Origin of the sequence: Mesorhizobium sp. M1409, assembly GCF_040317535.1 — a bacterium.
In the GTDB taxonomy this organism is placed as follows: Bacteria; Pseudomonadota; Alphaproteobacteria; order Rhizobiales; family Rhizobiaceae; genus Mesorhizobium.
The window spans coordinates 233,930-249,538 of sequence record NZ_JAMYKV010000001.1; the positions used below are offsets into that span (position 1 = coordinate 233,930).

The window sequence follows — 15,609 nt, forward strand, 5'->3', positions numbered from 1 at the left end:
GCTGTGTCCATGCCACTGGCTACGAGGCTACGCGTGTTTTCTTGCGCGAGGCTGGCGCGGCGCTGCATCAGAAGACCAGCCGGTAGCCCAGGAAACGCTTGGAATCGATCGGGTCGGTGCCCAGCTTTTCGCGCAGCTTCTTGCGCAGTTTGCTGATGTGGCTTTCCACCACGTTCTCCTCGACCTCTTCGTCGAAGATGCCGTAGATGGCGTTGAAAACCTGGGTCTTGGTGACGCGACGCCCGCGATTGCTCGCCAGATATTCGAGGATGCGGCGCTCACGACGCGGCAGGGGCAGAGGCTGACCGTCGATCTCTGGGTCACGGCCGTCCATGAAGATGCGCATGGCGCCGATCTCGGTGTAGGCGACGTCTTCCTGGGCGCGACGGCGGATGGCGGTGATGCGGGCCAGTATCTCGCGGATATGGACGGGCTTGCGAATGACGTCGTCGACGCCGCTCTCGAACAACCGCAGCGTGTTCTCCAGGGAATGCTGCTCGCTGAGCGCAATGACCGGAGCGCCGGTGCGGTCGCGGATCTGACGGGGAGAGATGGAGCCTTCGCGGCAGTCGCCGATGAGGAAGGCTCTGACCGAGCGCAGATCGGTGTCGGCGGCCGAACTCACCCACTCACCGAATTCGCCGGATGCAAAGCCTGCACAGGCGATGCCCTCACGATCGAAAAGTGAATTGTATCCCTCTGTTACGAGCTCGCGCTCGTCAACGATCACAATCATCGGCCCGCCTTCCGAATCAAATCATTTGCCCCGTGAAAAGAGGCGTAACCGCTGGGGAGAATCCTGAACAACCGTCATTTCTTGTAGCTAGTTTCTTGGGAGTCTGGAATCGTATCGGTTGCATTAGCTCGCAGCCAGATATGCTTTCGGGGGGTTGTGCGGTTGCTTTATTAGAAGCTGAAAATACGCTTATGGGTTGCAGAAGCCGCGGGCGTTCGCGGTCCATTTTCCAAAGCCGGTGGCGACCATGTTGGCAATGACGCGACAGACATAGGTCTTCTGCGCGGGATCGTTGTCGGGACCGGCATGATAGCGAGCGACGGCCATCGACCAGGTCTCGTGACGGGCATGGAGGCTGGCCAGGAAGCGCGCCGCGTAGTCGACGTTCTGGCGTGGGTCGAGCATGTCCTCGACGCTGCGAAAATGCGACGCGTGGTAGTGATGGTTGATCTGCATGCAGCCCAGGTCGATCAGCGTCTTGCCCTCGCGGCGGGCGTCGGCGAAGGCGGCAAGCGCTTCGGCCCGGCTTCGTGGGAAGACCGCTTTTCCCTCTATATTCAACGCATTGGGTTGAAGGCTGCCCTTGTTGCCGGTCTCCGTCAAGCCGACCGCGTAGAGGATGCCGGCGGGCACGCCATAGCGATCGGCGGCGCGCAGGATCTCCGGCTCGCATGGGTTGGTGGTGGCAGCGGCGACACTGGCGACGCTAGATAAACATATCGCCGCCAGCGCGCTCGCGAGAAGGCGAAGTGCCGCGGCCGTAGTCCTGCGCGTCATCGTTGCGGTTCCCCGTGGACTGCCGATCCGGTTGCTGGCCGCCGGCTCCACTACTACCAGCTCCCGAATTCCCCGGTTGGAAGGACGATGGATCGCGGCCTGTTGCCGCCGGCAAAGGGGCGGTTGCATCGGTGCGGGCAGTGGAGGGAACTGCTACTGAAGGTTGCAGGATCGTGACCTTGTCAACCTCGAAGCCGAGCCCGCGCAGCGATTTGACGATGGCCTCGCTGTCGGCGGACAGCCGACGGTAGGCGTCATGTGTTTGGGGCTTCAGCTCAATCGAAAGTTGTTCTCCGGAGAGGCGAAGATTGGCCGTCACCATGCCGAGTTCGGCGGGGTGAAGTTCGATCTTCAACACATGTGTCGGAACGGCCACAGGGCTGGCCGGCTGAGTGGCCGCGGATGAGACTGAAAGCGCCTTTTGCGGGCCGTTGTCGGCGGCTATGGCGTTGATCACATCGAGGGCTGCCTGGCTGATGGGACTTTGCGGCGGTGCCGGGTAGCTCTGTTCGGACACCACGTCGATGCGTGCGGCGGACAGGGATTGTTTTCCCGCCTCGGGCCGCATCGCGGACTGGACGTCCTCGATACTCTTCATCGTCGATGCGGCGTGCTTCGACCGTACGCCGGGCACGTCGGCAGCCGGCGCGTCCGGCTGCTTCTGGGTTGCCACCGTGTTGTCGCGTTTCGGCGCACTCGAGATAGCACCGGCAGCGCTCGATGGCTGAGCGTCAAGTTCCGTCAGGGGTCCGTCGGCGATCGAAGCCTGCTCCGGCTTCGACATGGTTTCGAGGGCCTCTTGTCCGGTCGTGGACTTTGACCGGTGGGTCTTTGGCGGTGGAGCCTGCCGGTCGAGCGCCGGGTCCGACGGGCTCTCGCCCAGTGCCGCATCGCGCCCGGCTGCCTTGGACGATGTCGAGAAATGGCGCAGGTCATGAAATGCGATCAGCAGCGGCAGGTCGTCCTGAAGCGGCTCGGCATCGGCGTCCGGAGCCGTCTCTTCGGCGTCGGCATCGTCCTTGTGCGACTCTGCTTCCAGGTCGTCCTTGCTGGCTTTCACGGTCGGCCCTCTAGCCGAGACGATGTTTTCTGGATCGGCCGATGGCGGCTCGGCCTTGCCGGCATGCCCGGCAAGACCGGCAGCGAGCTTGCACCAGCGCTGGTCGCGCGATCCCGCTTCCGTCGTCGGCTGCCGTTCCGGGCGGGCGGGAGCGGCGTCGCCGCGCAGCATCTTGCCGAAGCCGTCGTCGTTCCTGCCATTCGCGGCCGGTTGCTCCGACGTCGCGCGCGTGGAGGCAAATCCTGGCAGGGCCGAGCCGAGGCTGGTGGTCATTTGGGGGCGGCTCCAAGCATCTGGTCGATAAGGTCGAGCTGTCGACGTGTTCTGGTCATGGCGGCGTCGGTCGGATCGGTGGGCTCGGCAGCGGGCGATGGCGCCGAGGCCGGCGCGACAGTCGCCACGTCGCCAGACGCCGCCGCAACCGCCGCCTTGGCGGCTGGTCCGTTGGAAGCCGCGGTGACGGCGGGTTGGTCCGAGATCGCGCCTTCGACCGGTGGCAGTCCGCTGTCATCGGCGCCTTGCGCCGTGGCGATCTCGGGCACCGGTGGTTGCTCGGCCGCGACAGGGGCAGGCCTTTCCTCGGGAACGGCGGCGGGCGGCGCGACGACTTCGCCGGCAATAGCTTGCGCGGCGTCGAGCAAGGCGCGATCGCCTTCCGACAGCCGGCTGCGGTCGATCTTGCCAAGCTTGGCGCGGACGTCCTCGATGGTGCCCGAGGTGACGGTGGAAAGGCTGGCATAGAGCAGGGCGCGTGGATCGTCCTGGTTGGTGTTGCCGTCGCGGCCCTGCTCGGCCCGAGCCGAAGCAAAAGCCGACAGGTCGTTCAGACCGTCGATCGCGGCGCGGCGGGCGATGCGCAGATAGATCACTTTCTCGCGCTCGGAATCCATCATCGAGGTGATGTCGCCCAGCTTGTCCTGGCTGATCGACATGTGCAGCGCGATGACGCCGGAGACGAAGGAGTCGGCGAACTGGCTGGCATAGGGCGAATGGAGGTAGCGCTCGACATACTGCGTGGAGGCAAGCGCGAAGCGTGCCGCGTCACCTTGCGCGACTGAAATGCCGACCGAACGGCGAAGTGCCGCTTCCTCGACCAGCGTGCCGGGGCCGAGCAATCTTGCCTCATCGAGCAGGCGGAGTGCGGCCGCCGGCTGGTCGCCGGCAAGCAGCGAGCCTTTGACCAGGGCAAGGAAAGCGCCGAGATCGGGAGGCAGTGCCATCGGATCGATCGGCCTCAAGGCTTCGATCGCCTCGCCGGGCCGGCCGGTCAGGTAGTCGATCACGCCTTTGGCTATGACAAGGCTTTGCGGGTCCGTCGTGGCGCGCGACGTGGCGACCTCGACGGTCACCGGATTGCCGCCGCTCATGCCGTAGACAAGCAGGGCGCGAAAGTTCTTGGGATCCTTGTAATCCTCGGCATCCGCCGCGCGCAGGCGCGCATCCGCCATCTCCAGCAGCTTGGCCTGCATCGGCAGGGCGGCATGATCGCCGACGGCTATGCGGTCCTGGATGAGCTGCAGCGAGCGCACCAGCTGATACGGCTGCAGCGCGTCCTGGGCGAAGCCGGTCGACGGGTGTCCGCCGGCCAGCAGCAACAGGCCAATCAACCGGCTGGTGACGGCTGCTCGACTCATCCGCCGGTCGCCATCAGGATTTCGATGCGGCGGTTCACGGCCGACAATGGATCCTTGGGATCCTTCGGCTGGCGGTCGGCGAAGCCGGCGACCTCGGTTATGCGACGTTCGTCGACGCCGCCGCGCACGAGCATGTAGTAGGCGGAATGCGCACGCGCCGTCGACAGTCGCCAATTGTCGTAGCTATCGCTGCGGAACGGCCGGGCGTCGGTGTGGCCGTTGATGCTGATGGTGCCTTTCTGGGCGTTGACGATGCGGCCGATCTTCTCCATCGCCAGCACAAGTTCGCGGCGCGGCAGCGCCGAGCCGACCTCGAACATGCCGAAGTCGAACTGGTCGGTGATCGAGATGACGACGCCCTTGTCGGTGGCTTCAACCGAGACGCCGTCGTGCAGCTTGTCGCCGGGCTTGAAGGCATCGGCCAACTGCCGCTTGACGTCGGCCGCGGCCTTGATGGCGGCGGCGGTCGGCGCCTTCTCGCCGGTGTCGGGCTTGGCGGCCTTTTGCGCTTCGGGCTCGCCCTTGGCTGCGTCCGGTTTCATCTCGTCCGGTTTGATCTCGCTTGGCTTCGTGTCGCCGGCCTTGGCGAGGTTCATGGCTTGCTTGCCGGTCGCATCCTGGGCCAGCGGCTCGAGCGGTGCGGCCGCGACAGGCGGTACGGCTTTGACTTTGAGCACTCGCTTTTCGGCGGCCTTGTCGCCGGGCTTGACCGGATCGCCCTCGATCCTGGTGCGCTCGGCACTAGCCTCGGCGCCGGGCGCCGCCACCTGCTGCGACCAGAAATCAGGCTCGAAGGGATCGCGATAGGAGGCGCCGCCGGAGGCGCCTGTCGCCGGGCCGGCGGCCTGCGCGCCGCCGTCGCCCTTCTGACTGACGTTCTGCATGACACCGGTATCGGTGGCGATTTCCGAAAGCACCGCGTAAGGATCGGCGAACAGATGCTCGTCGGAGTGTTCCGCCTGCGGGAGTTCTTGCTTGTCCTGTTTGCGGTCCGCCGAGCCGTCGCCGTCCTGACCGGCCTTGTTGGTCGCCTTCTTCGGATTGTCGGCCGTCGTCCCGATCGCGCGCGGACCGTCGCCGAGATCCTCCAGGCCCTTGCGGCTCGAATTGCGGTCGACCAGCTTGACCGGGTTGAAGTAGCTGGCGACGGCTGCCTTGGTCTGCTCGTTGGCGGCGTTTATCAGCCACATGACCAGGAAGAAACACATCATGGCCGTCATGAAATCGGCGAAGGCGATCTTCCAGACGCCGCCATGGTGGGCCTCGTCATGGTCGTCATGACCACGCCGCACTATGATGATTTCGTGGGGTGTGTGTCCGGCCTCGGCGACGCTCATGCCAGGACCTCTGAAAGGGTCGTCGACCATTCGGCCATGCGCGTCTCGAACACCGCCTCGTCGATGGCGACGGTGAGGTCGAAACCCGGTGCCTCGACGAAGTCGAGATTGGCGGCGCGGAGCCCAAGCGATGCCCTCAGTGTTTCGAACAGTGAGAGAGGCCCGCGCACGACGATGCGCACCGCTTCGGCATCGCCGACCGCTTCGCGTACGGCGCCGGCCAGTGCCTCGATCGAACGTTTCTGCAAGTCGTCGCTGACGATGCCGCCGATGATGCGGGCGACCGTGGCGGCGACAAGCCCGGTGACACGCGCCTCCATGGCATCGATGCGCGACGAGACCGCCCTGCCGACATCGTCGCCGAGGCTTTCTAGAAATACCCTTGCTTCCTCTGCATTGGCCTGGCGTTCGGCTTCGAGCGCTGCTTCATGCGCAACCGAAAGGCGCGCCTCAAGCGCAGCCTCGGCCTGGACAACCGCTTCCGCGATCAGCGTGCCGATATCGGCTTGCGGGGCCGGCGTTTCCGGATTGTGTTGGGGATCGACTGCTGCCCGGGGCTGGCTGGCACGTTGCGTGCGTGTGCCGAAATCAGGCAGAAGGTCGAAGAGGGCTGCGGAGGGCATGGTTACACCGCAACTTCCTGGGCTGCCCATTTGCGCAGGATCTGCGCGGTGCGCTCCTCGTTGAGGTCGACCATTCGGGCAAGCCGATCCTGCGGCGCCGGTCTGATCTTCTGGCGAAGATCGTCGAGCGGCGTCGGACCTGGGCGCGAGCCGGGCAGGGCGGCGACCGCGGCATTGTCGGCGGCGGCCGTTGCTTCCGGCGTCGGCAGCGAGCGCTGCACGTCATCGAAGCTGGGACCTGACAGGGCTGGTGTCGCCTTCGCCGTCAGTGCCGACGCCATCGGCCTCAGACCGAAGAAGGCGACCAGGAACACGACGACGATGAAAGCGCCGGCATTGATCAAAGTGCCGGCATGCTGGCCAATGGAATCGAGCATTCCAGCCTGCGGGACCGCCTCGCCATCCAGCCCGTCGATGAACTCGACAGCCGAGACGTCGATGACGTCGCCGCGCTTTTCGTCCAGGCCGGTGGCCGAGGTCACCATTTTCTGGATGTCGGCGACACGCTTGGCAATCTGCTCCGGCGTGGCGTCCTTGCCGAGTATGGTCATCAGCCGCTGCTGGTTGACGACGACGGCAATCGACATCTTGGTGACGGTGTAACCGTTGGAGACAGTGGCGATCTTCTTGGAATTGATCTCGTAGTTGGTGATCTCTTCCCTGCGGTCGTTCTGCGAAGAAGATTGCGGACCATCGGTGGCGGTTGCCTGGGTCTCGGGCAGGTTCTGCTCGACGCTGGCCGGGGTCGAGGCCTGCTTCTGGTTGTTGTTCTCGTTGGCGCGCACCGACTGCACCGAGCGCTCGACGCGGGAGTTCGGATCGAAGATGGTTTCTTCGGTCTGACGGGTGTCGGTGTTGACCTCGGCCTTGACGCTGGCGCGGAAGTTGTCAGGGCCGAGATAGGCCGTCAGGGCACGGCGGATGTTGTCGCCGATCTGCGCTTCGACGGTCTGCTCGACGCCGAGCGTGCGTGCGGCGCTGGTGTTGGAAGGATCATCGCCCGCGGCCAGCAGATTGCCGCTGGAATCGAGCACCGTCACCTTGTCGGCCGACAGGCCGGGGACAGCGGCGGCGACGAGATGGCGGATCGACATGGCGCTCTTCTCGGCGTCGATGCCGGCGTAGCGGATGACCACCGAGGCGGAAGGCTGCTGCTCGTCGCGGCGGAAATTGGCGCGTTCGGACATGACGATGTGGACGCGCGCCGCCTTGATGCCCGATATCGACTGGATGGTGCGGGCGATCTCGCCTTCCAGCGCGCGCACGCGGGTGATCTGCTGCATGAAGGAGGTGAGGCCGAGTGAACCGACATTGTCGAACAGTTCGTAGCCGGCATTGGCGCTCGTCGGCAGGCCCTTTTCGGCAAGCAGCATGCGCGCCTGCGCGGTGGTGCCCGCCGGCACCAGCACGGAGGTTCCGTCGGCGCCAACGTCGAAGCCGATGCCGGCTTCGCCCAGCACCAGCCCGATCTGGTTCACGTCGGCGCGGTCGAGCCCGACATAGAGCGTGTCGTAGGCGGGGCGGTTGAGATAGACCGAGGCGATGCCGATGACGCCCATCACCAGAACGGCGATGCCCGCCAGCATGGCAAGGCGCTTCACGCCAAACCCGCGGAGATTCGAGATGATGCTCTGGATCTGTTCCGGCACGGTTCGACGACTCCCAGCATGATTGTCCGCCGGAACAGTAGTCCTCGAAGCTTGTGCGAAAATGAAATCGGGCCGCGCTTGCGGCGCGGCCCGTCAATCGAGATGAGTAGGGATCGCGCCGGTGGCGCCAGTGACTAGTTCTTGAACAGCGACAGGATCGACTGCGAGGCGCTGTTGGCGATCGACAGCGCCTGGATGCCGAGTTGCTGCTGGACTTGCAGCGCCTGCAGGCGGGTCGATTCCTTGTTCATGTCGGCATCGACGAGCTGACCGACGCCGCGATCGATGGAGTCCATCAGGCTCTGGGTGAAGGTCTTCTGCAGGTCGATGCTGCTCTTGGCGGAGCCGAGGATGGTGGCGGAGTCGGTCAGCTGAGCCATGACCTTGTCGATCCTGTTCACCATCTGCGTGATGATATCGTCGGTTATCCCAGGTGCGGTGATGTCGAGGTTGTAGGCCGAGATGTTGTCGACCTTGGCGGGGGTGCCGGTAACAGCGGCTTGGCCTGCGGTGTTCGCGGCGATATCAGTCCCTCCGCCAGCGATCGCGGCAGCATAGGCTGTGTCATACTCCGTCTGGGCGGCTCCCGTGGAATAGATGGAAGTCTGGCGATCGAGGGTGCCATAGTTCTTCACGTCGGTGGCAAGGCCGTAGTCAAAGAGCTTGGTGCTCTCGACATCGATGTCGATCGTTCCGATCGATATGGCGCCGGATGAGGAGCGATTGAATGAAGAAACAATCTGGGAGTCGGGCTGGACGCCGTCATAGTTGGCCGCGACCTGCTTGGAGGTCACCGCAAGGAAATTGGAGCCGGAGAAGGTGGCCGCATCGGCAAAGGACTTCATCTGTGCCTGAAGCGCCTTGATCTCGGTCTGGGTTTTTGCCTTGGCTGCATCCGTCTGGCCGACGGTCGAAAGCAGCTTGGTCTTGATCTGGCCGATGGTCGTCAGCACATTGTTCATGCCGGTATAGGCGGTATCGACTTTCGAGGCGCCGAGGCCGAGCGCATCCTGCACCGTCGACAGGGCCTGGTTGTCCGAGCGCATCGTGGTGGCGATCGACCAGTAGGCGGCGTTGTCGGAGGCCTGCGAGACCCGATAGCCCGTCGATATACGAGCCTGCGTCTGCTCGAGCGACTTGTTGGTGGCGCTGAGGCTTTGAAGCGCGGTTAACGCCGAAGCGTTTGTCATGATGCTCGCCAAGAAAGTCGCTCCTTCTCAAAAGCCGACATGCTCAGACATGCCGGATAGGCCCGTTCAACGCTGCTATCGTGCCGGTAGGGCCGATTCGCCAACTGTTGTAAGCTATTGGTTAACCATAACTAGCGCGACATGGTTAACAGCTTGTTAAACGCTGGCTTTCGAGAGTTAAGGAGTGACGGTTGCGCGGGGCTGGAGCAAAAACGCAAATCGAGCCGCGCTTTTGGCGCGGCCCGATTGTCTAGCTGTAGTCGATTGAGAGCGATTAGCCGCGGAAGAGCGACAGGATCGACTGCGACGAGCCATTGGCGATCGACAGCGCCTGGATGCCGAGCTGCTGCTGGACCTGCAGGGCCTGCAGACGGGTCGATTCCTTGTTCATGTCGGCGTCAACGAGCTGGCCGATGCCGCGATCGATGGAGTCCATCAGGTTCGAGGTGAAGGTCTTCTGCAGGTCGATACTGCTCTTGGCCGCGCCGAGCTTGGTGGCGGCGTTGGTCATGTCCTTGAGCGCCGCGTCGACGACGGTCATCTGCTGCGCGATCTGACTATCACTGGCAGCGACGCCACCCGCGAAGATGGTCAGCGAGGCGACCGAATAGGTGTCGGTGCCTGCAGCCGCGGCGCCCAGGGTCGGGGCCGAGGCAGTAAGGGTGGCCGTACCGGTGGAGCCAACGCGGAGCGTGTCGAGGATGCCCTTCGCGAGTGTCGCGGTGGTACCAGCTTCATACAGCTTGATGCTTTCCACGTTGACGTCGATCGTCGAGATCGAAACCGCGCCGGTGGCGCTGCGGTTGAAGGCCGAAACGATCTTGACGTCGGCCGCCGTCGTGGCTGTCGCGCCGCTGTTTACGGACAGCATGTTGGTGCCGGAGAAGGTGGCGCCATCGGCATAGGCCTTCAACTGCTTCTGAAGAGCGGCGATTTCGACCTGGGTCTTTTCCTTGGAGGCATCCGTCTGGCCGTAAGATGCAGTCAGCTTCTGCTGGATCTGGTTGATGGTGGTGATCGCGCTGTTCATGCCGGTGTAGGCGGTGTCGACTTTCGAGGCGCCGAGGCCGAGCGAGTCCGAAACGGTGGACATTGCCTGGTTGTCGGAACGCATCGTGGTCGCGATCGACCAGTAAGCGGCGTTGTCCGAGGCCTGCGAGACCTTGTAGCCGGTCGAGATGCGGGACTGGGTGGCTTCGAGGTTCTTGTTGGTGGAGTTCAGGCTCTGCAGTGCCGTCAACGCGGCAGTGTTCGTCATGATGCTGGACATGGCTACTCGTACCCTGATTTTACACGTGTTTTTTTGACATACCGGCTCTACCGGTATGACGGTGCGGCATCATGCCAATGATCTCTGGAAATCGATCACCCGCCATCTGCGAGCGAATATGCGGGCAAGTCCCTACCAAAGGGCTAAACCGGACGGTTAATCGAAAATATATTGCGTGAATTCTGCGCCGGAGCAGCGCGCCAGAGCGGCGCTGCGGGATTCAGTTGCCGGGGTCAGTTGAAGGAGCGCACAAGGCTGCCGACAAGCAGATTCCAGCCGTCGATCAGGACGAAGAACAGGATCTTGAACGGCAGCGACACCACTGTCGGCGGCAGCATCATCATGCCCATCGCCATGGTGATCGTCGCGACGATCATGTCGATGACCAGGAATGGCAGCACGATCAGGAAGCCGATCTCGAAGCCGCGCCGGATCTCCGAGATCATGAAGGCGGGTACCAGGATGCGCAGGTCGACGGTGTCACGCGAAACGGTCTGGCCGCGCTCACGCGCGAGATCGGCGAAAAGGTCGAAGTCCTTGTCGCGCACATTACGCAGCATGAATGTGCGGAACGGATCGGAAATCTTGTCAAAGGCTTCGGTCTGGGTGATCTGGTTGTCCATCAGCGGCTTGACGCCGGTGTTCCAGGCCTGATCGAAGGTCGGCGCCATGACATAGAAGGTCATGAACAGCGACAGAGAAATCAAAATTAGGTTTGCCGGCGTCGACTGCAGGCCGATGCCTGCGCGTAGGATCGAGAAGGCGATGACGAAGCGGGTGAAGCTGGTCACCATGATCAGCAGGCCCGGGGCCACCGACAGCACGGTCAGCAGGCCGAACATCTGGATGATGTAGCCGACGGTGGTGCCATCGGCCTTGCCGATGCCGCCGAGATCGAGCTGCTGGGCCGCCGCGACGGAGGTGGCGGCGGCGATCATCGCCGTGGCGAGAAGGAACTTTCTCATTCGAGCAGCAATGTCCTGATGAGAACCTGTTTGGCGTGACCCTGGCTGCGGATCGAGGCGCGTTCCTCGAGATCGGCCTTCAGGTGCTGGTAGCCGCTGGCGCCCTCGATCTGATGCATCTTCAAGGTGCGCACCAAGGCCAGAAGATCCTGGTGGATGTCGTCCGACATTGCCTGTGGCTGCGGCCCATCATAGACGACGGACACCTCCATCCTGATCCAGGTATCGGCGGGCGAAGCGATATTGGTGGTGATCGGCGCCAGCACGACGAGCGTCGGCCCCACGCCTGGCTGGTCGGCCGAAGCCGGCTGCTCGGCCTTGCCTTCGTTCTCAGGCGCCGCCGGTACCGACGCAGGTGCATCGACGCCTTTGAGATAGCCGCCGGACATCCAGCCCATGCCGATGGCGGCCGCCGTCACCACCAGCAGCATGCCGCCCTGGACGGCGAGCGAAGGACCCTTGCGGGGCTGAACCTGTTCGACATTTGCCACGGCGCGGTGTTCCCCAATCCTAGAACGGAAGAACCTGGTCGAGAACCTGCTGGCCATAGGCAGGTTGCTGGACCTCGGTGATGCGGCCGCGTCCGCCATAGGAGATGCGCGCTTCGGCGATGCGTTCGTAGGGGATGGTGTTCTCGGCGCCGATATCGGCCGGCCGCACGATGCCGGCGATGGTCAGCACCCTGAGTTCGGCGTTGACGCGCACTTCCTGCGATCCCTTGATCATCAAATTGCCGTTCGGCAGGACATCGATGACGATGGCGGCGACATTGAGCTCCAGGGTTTCCGATCGCTTGATTTCGCCATCGGCCGTCGTGTCCGTGGTGGAGTTCAGAGCGCCAGCACCCTTGCCGGCGGTGCTGCCGATCTTGTCCCATTGCGCGCTGATGTCGAAACCGAGCTTGCGGTTGGCGGTGCGGCTCCTGTCGTTCTGGTTCTTGAAGTTGGCCCGGTCATTGATCCTGATCTTGACGGTCAGGATGTCGCCCTGGGACAGCGCCCGCGGATCGGTGAACAATCGGCTCTGGCGGTCATCCCACAACGAGAATTTCCTGGGCGGCGCGGGCGGCGTTTCCGGATAGCGATAGAGGGAAGAGGCGCTGCCGTCGTCGATGCCGGAGCCGACCGGTGACAGAGCCGGTTCCCTGCCGACCTCCTTCAGGTTGGTTCCACAACCGGACAACATGGCGACCGCGCACAGGACGAGCATCTTGCGGATCATGACGGGTCTACCCTTCGGGCTGCGCTGGCCATGATGCCGGTGAGCGTCGCCGCCGCCTTCTGGTCCATTTCGTTGAGGATGACGCTCGCCTTGCGAGAATCGAGCTTCATCAATATGGCCGCCGCCAGATCGGCGTTGACGATGGCCAGCCGCTCGGCGGCGGCGTCTGGCTTCATGCCGGCATAGATCTGGACCACACCGTCCTCGGCCCGGGCCAGGAAAACCTCACGTCGTTTCAGCCAGGTCTCGTATTCGGCCTTTTTTTCCTCCAGCGCCTTCATCCGCTGGTCGATGCCGGCCTGGAGCTGCTTCAGTTCCTCCGCCTGCAAGACATATCGGCGGTCGCGGGCGGCGTCGGCGATATTGGAGCAAAAACGCTCGATCTCGCTTTGGTCGGGTGCCTTCTCTCGCGCCAATTGCTGCGGGGGCGCTACGACCGGTGCTCCCGGCAAGACCTGGCGGACCGCCTCCTCACCACGTGCGGTATCGCTGGCAAAGGGCAGCGCCGCGAGAACGGCGGTCACGAGCAGGATTGCGACGGGGCGATATCTTTCATGGCGTGAGAACGAGCGCGTCATCGGCATAGCCTATTGCAGAACCAGGTCGGCCTGCAGGGCGCCGGCCGACTTGATGCCCTGCAGAATGGCAATGATGCCGTCCGGCTTGACGCCGAGCCGGTTGAGGCCGGAAACCAGGGTCTGGAGATCGGGACCATCAAGCACGGCAACGCGGGCATCGGGCCGGCTGGCTTCGATGGCGGTGAACGGTTCGACGGCGGTCTCGCCCTTGGAGAAGGGCTCGGGCTGAACGACGCGCGGTGCTTCGGTGATGCGCACGGTGAGCGTGCCGTGACTGATGGCGACCCGCGAGATCTTGACGTCGTTGCCGATGACGATGGTGCCGGTGCGCTCGTCGATGACGACACGGGCCGGCGTGTCGGATTCGACCACCAGGTTTTCAATCTCGGCATAGAAGCGGGCCGCCGAAACACCCTTTGGCCTTCTGATCTGCACGGTGCGTGAATCGCGCTCGGCCGCCACCCGCGCGCCGAAGCGCTGGCTGGTGTAATCGTTGATGGCATCGGCGATACGAATGGCGGTCGAGAAGTCGGGATTGCGCAGTTGCAGCGTCAGTGTTGCCTGATCGTCGAACTCGGCCTGGACAGCACGCTCGACGATGGCACCGTTCGGCACGCGGCCGGAGGTCGGCACGCCTTGCGTCAGCTGCTCGGCCTGCCCCTTGGCGGTAAAGCCGGAAACGATCACCGAGCCCTGTCCGACGGCATAGATCTCGCCGTCCGCCGCCTTCAGCGGCGTCATGATCAGCGTTCCGCCGGCGAGCGAGGTCGCGTCGCCCATCGAGGAGACGTCGATGTCGATGCGGGCGCCCGACTGCACGTAGGGCGGCATGTTGGCGGTGACAATGACGGCGGCGACGTTCTTGGCGCGCGCGCGGCCGCCTTCGGTGGCGATGCCGAGATTTTCGAGCATGGCGCGAATAGACTGTTCGGTGAACGGCGAGTTGCGTAGGCTGTCGCCCGATCCGGCAAGGCCGATGACCAGGCCGTAGCCGACCAGCTGGTTGTCGCGCGAACTCTGCAGCTGGGCGATGTCCTTGATGCGCGAGGCGACCTGGCCCGGCGGCAGGGAACTAGGCCCGGTGGAAACCCGGAACATGCGGCTGGTGGTGGCCGGATCATATTCGGGATCGTTGTAGACGCCGCCATTCTTGGCGGCGAGCTCGCGCTTGGCCTTCGGCGTCAGGCCGTCGGCCAGTGCCGGCTGCAGGCCAAGCACGGCTGCCAATATCAGGGTAAGTCCGCGCATCATGAAGCGCTGACCTGGATGGTTCCATCCGCCATCACCGTGCCGGACAGGATCTTGCCGCTGTCGATGTTGCGGACCTTGACGAGGTCGCCCGCGGCACCCGGCTGCAGCGTCACGGCGGTCGCCGAGATCGTCAGTCCTCCGGCGATGAAGAAGACCTGCACGGACGCACCCTGTTCGACCAGCCAGGCCACGCGGATGGCTGTGGAAGGGATGTAGCGGCCGGGCAGCAGGGTGCGCTTGGCGACCTTGCCGTCGAGTTCCTCGGCCCGTGTGACGACTCCGTCCGGCTTGTGCTTGCCGGCGATGAGGGTCACCTGTTTCAAGGCAGTAAGTTCGATGGTCTGGCCGGGATAGATGACCCGGTTGGGTATCAGCACCACCTCGCCAACAGGTTGATTGCTGGCGATCTGGGTGGCTGATTGGTTTGTCGATTCCTGGGCAAACGCCGGCATGCCACCGGTCACCAGCGCAAGGACGAGCGCGGTGCGGCGGAATGCTGAGCAGGAGATCGGCATGGCCATCATCCGTTACCTGATGTTCTTGGAGACGACGGAGGCCATGTCGTCGGCGGCCTGGATGACCTTGGAGTTCATCTCATAGGCGCGCTGCGCCGAGATCAGCTCGGTGATTTCCTTCACCGGGTCGACGTTGGAGGCTTCGAGATAGCCCTGCTGGATGGTGGCAAAGCCGGGATCGCCGGGGACGCCGACATTCGCTGGTCCCGAAGCCGTGGTTTCCTGGAACAAATTGTCGCCGAGCGGTGCCAGGCCCGCCTCGTTGGCGAAATTGGCGATCTGAAGCTGGCCGAGGTTCTGAAGGTCGGTCTGGCCGTCGATGCGAGCGAAGACCTGTCCCGTCTTATTGATGATGACCTCGACGGCATCGACGGGGACGTTGATGGCCGGAATGACGGCAGCGCCGTCGACCGTCACCAACTGGCCTGTCGCGTTGGTGTTGAGGGCGCCGGCGCGGCTGTAGAGCGTGCCGCCGTCGGCACCTTCGATCTGGAACCAGCCCCTGCCGGTCAGCGCCAGGTCGAAACTGTTGCCGGTGCTGGTCAGTTCGCCCTGGGTGTGAACGTTGCGCACGGCCGTCGTCTTGACGCCGAGGCCGATCGAGACGCCCTCCGGCACCAGCGAGGCATTGGAGCGGTTGGGCACACCCTGCGTGCGATCGACCTGGTAGAGCAGGTCGGAGAATTCGGCACGGGCGCGCTTGTAGCCGGTGGTGTTGATGTTGGCGATGTTGTTGGCGATGACTTCCAGATTTGTCTGCTGGGCATTCATGCCGGTGGCGGCGATGGCGAGTGCTTTCATGG

The 15,609-nt window shown here is 63.8% G+C and carries 16 protein-coding genes; all 16 read right to left on the reverse strand.

Going from position 1 to position 15,609, the window contains the following annotated elements; translation table 11 throughout:
• Positions 1-67: 67 nt before the first annotated feature.
• Positions 68-736, reverse strand: coding sequence for a response regulator transcription factor (locus NKG99_RS01140; protein WP_352632692.1), 669 nt, complete (start codon positions 734-736; stop codon positions 68-70).
• A 189-nt stretch (positions 737-925) separates the two neighbouring features.
• Positions 926-1,513: a transglycosylase SLT domain-containing protein gene (locus NKG99_RS01145; protein ID WP_352863361.1), complete on the reverse strand. Its 588-nt coding sequence runs from the start codon at positions 1,511-1,513 to the stop codon at positions 926-928.
• Positions 1,443-2,846, reverse strand: coding sequence for a flagellar hook-length control protein FliK (gene fliK, locus NKG99_RS01150; protein WP_352863363.1), 1,404 nt, complete (start codon positions 2,844-2,846; stop codon positions 1,443-1,445). The genes NKG99_RS01145 and fliK overlap by 71 nt, the downstream gene beginning before the upstream one ends.
• Positions 2,843-4,207, reverse strand: coding sequence for a MotC family chemotaxis protein (locus tag NKG99_RS01155; RefSeq protein ID WP_352863365.1), 1,365 nt, complete (start codon positions 4,205-4,207; stop codon positions 2,843-2,845). Before NKG99_RS01155 ends, fliK begins: the two co-directional genes overlap by 4 nt.
• Positions 4,204-5,544 carry a MotB family protein gene (locus NKG99_RS01160; RefSeq protein WP_352863367.1) on the reverse strand — a complete coding sequence of 447 codons (1,341 nt, stop codon included), beginning with the start codon at positions 5,542-5,544 and terminating at the stop codon, positions 4,204-4,206. The genes NKG99_RS01155 and NKG99_RS01160 overlap by 4 nt, the downstream gene beginning before the upstream one ends.
• A complete protein-coding gene (locus tag NKG99_RS01165) occupies positions 5,541-6,167 on the reverse strand; it encodes a hypothetical protein (RefSeq protein WP_352863369.1) in 627 nt (208 codons plus the stop codon). Before NKG99_RS01165 ends, NKG99_RS01160 begins: the two co-directional genes overlap by 4 nt.
• A gap of 2 nt (positions 6,168-6,169) precedes the next feature.
• Positions 6,170-7,816, reverse strand: coding sequence for a flagellar basal-body MS-ring/collar protein FliF (gene fliF, locus NKG99_RS01170; protein WP_352863371.1), 1,647 nt, complete (start codon positions 7,814-7,816; stop codon positions 6,170-6,172).
• Positions 7,817-7,950: 134 nt separating this feature from the next.
• Entirely contained in the window at positions 7,951-9,018 is a 1,068-nt protein-coding gene (locus NKG99_RS01175) for a flagellin N-terminal helical domain-containing protein (RefSeq protein ID WP_352863372.1), read from the reverse strand.
• Between the two features lie 262 nt (positions 9,019-9,280).
• On the reverse strand, positions 9,281-10,276 hold the full coding sequence (locus NKG99_RS01180; protein ID WP_352863374.1) for a flagellin N-terminal helical domain-containing protein: 996 nt from the start codon (positions 10,274-10,276) through the stop codon (positions 9,281-9,283).
• 233 nt (positions 10,277-10,509) lie between these two features.
• Complete coding sequence (fliP, locus tag NKG99_RS01185) at positions 10,510-11,241, reverse strand: flagellar type III secretion system pore protein FliP (RefSeq protein ID WP_352863376.1); 732 nt, start codon at positions 11,239-11,241, stop codon at positions 10,510-10,512.
• The gene (locus NKG99_RS01190; RefSeq protein ID WP_352863378.1) at positions 11,238-11,732 is read right to left on the reverse strand and encodes a flagellar basal body-associated FliL family protein; all 495 of its coding nucleotides are present in this window, start codon (positions 11,730-11,732) and stop codon (positions 11,238-11,240) included. Before NKG99_RS01190 ends, fliP begins: the two co-directional genes overlap by 4 nt.
• A 19-nt stretch (positions 11,733-11,751) precedes the next feature.
• A complete protein-coding gene (gene flgH, locus NKG99_RS01195) occupies positions 11,752-12,462 on the reverse strand; it encodes a flagellar basal body L-ring protein FlgH (protein ID WP_352863380.1) in 711 nt (236 codons plus the stop codon).
• Positions 12,459-13,046 (reverse strand): MotE family protein, encoded by a 588-nt coding sequence (locus NKG99_RS01200; protein ID WP_502910870.1) that lies wholly within the window; start codon positions 13,044-13,046, stop codon positions 12,459-12,461. Before NKG99_RS01200 ends, flgH begins: the two co-directional genes overlap by 4 nt.
• Before the next feature lie 3 nt (positions 13,047-13,049).
• Positions 13,050-14,291 carry a flagellar basal body P-ring protein FlgI gene (locus tag NKG99_RS01205; protein ID WP_352863384.1) on the reverse strand — a complete coding sequence of 414 codons (1,242 nt, stop codon included), beginning with the start codon at positions 14,289-14,291 and terminating at the stop codon, positions 13,050-13,052.
• Complete coding sequence (gene flgA / locus NKG99_RS01210) at positions 14,288-14,812, reverse strand: flagellar basal body P-ring formation chaperone FlgA (RefSeq protein ID WP_352863386.1); 525 nt, start codon at positions 14,810-14,812, stop codon at positions 14,288-14,290. Before flgA ends, NKG99_RS01205 begins: the two co-directional genes overlap by 4 nt.
• Before the next feature lie 6 nt (positions 14,813-14,818).
• Positions 14,819-15,607 (reverse strand): flagellar basal-body rod protein FlgG, encoded by a 789-nt coding sequence (gene flgG, locus NKG99_RS01215; RefSeq protein ID WP_352863388.1) that lies wholly within the window; start codon positions 15,605-15,607, stop codon positions 14,819-14,821.
• Positions 15,608-15,609 lie beyond the last annotated feature (2 nt).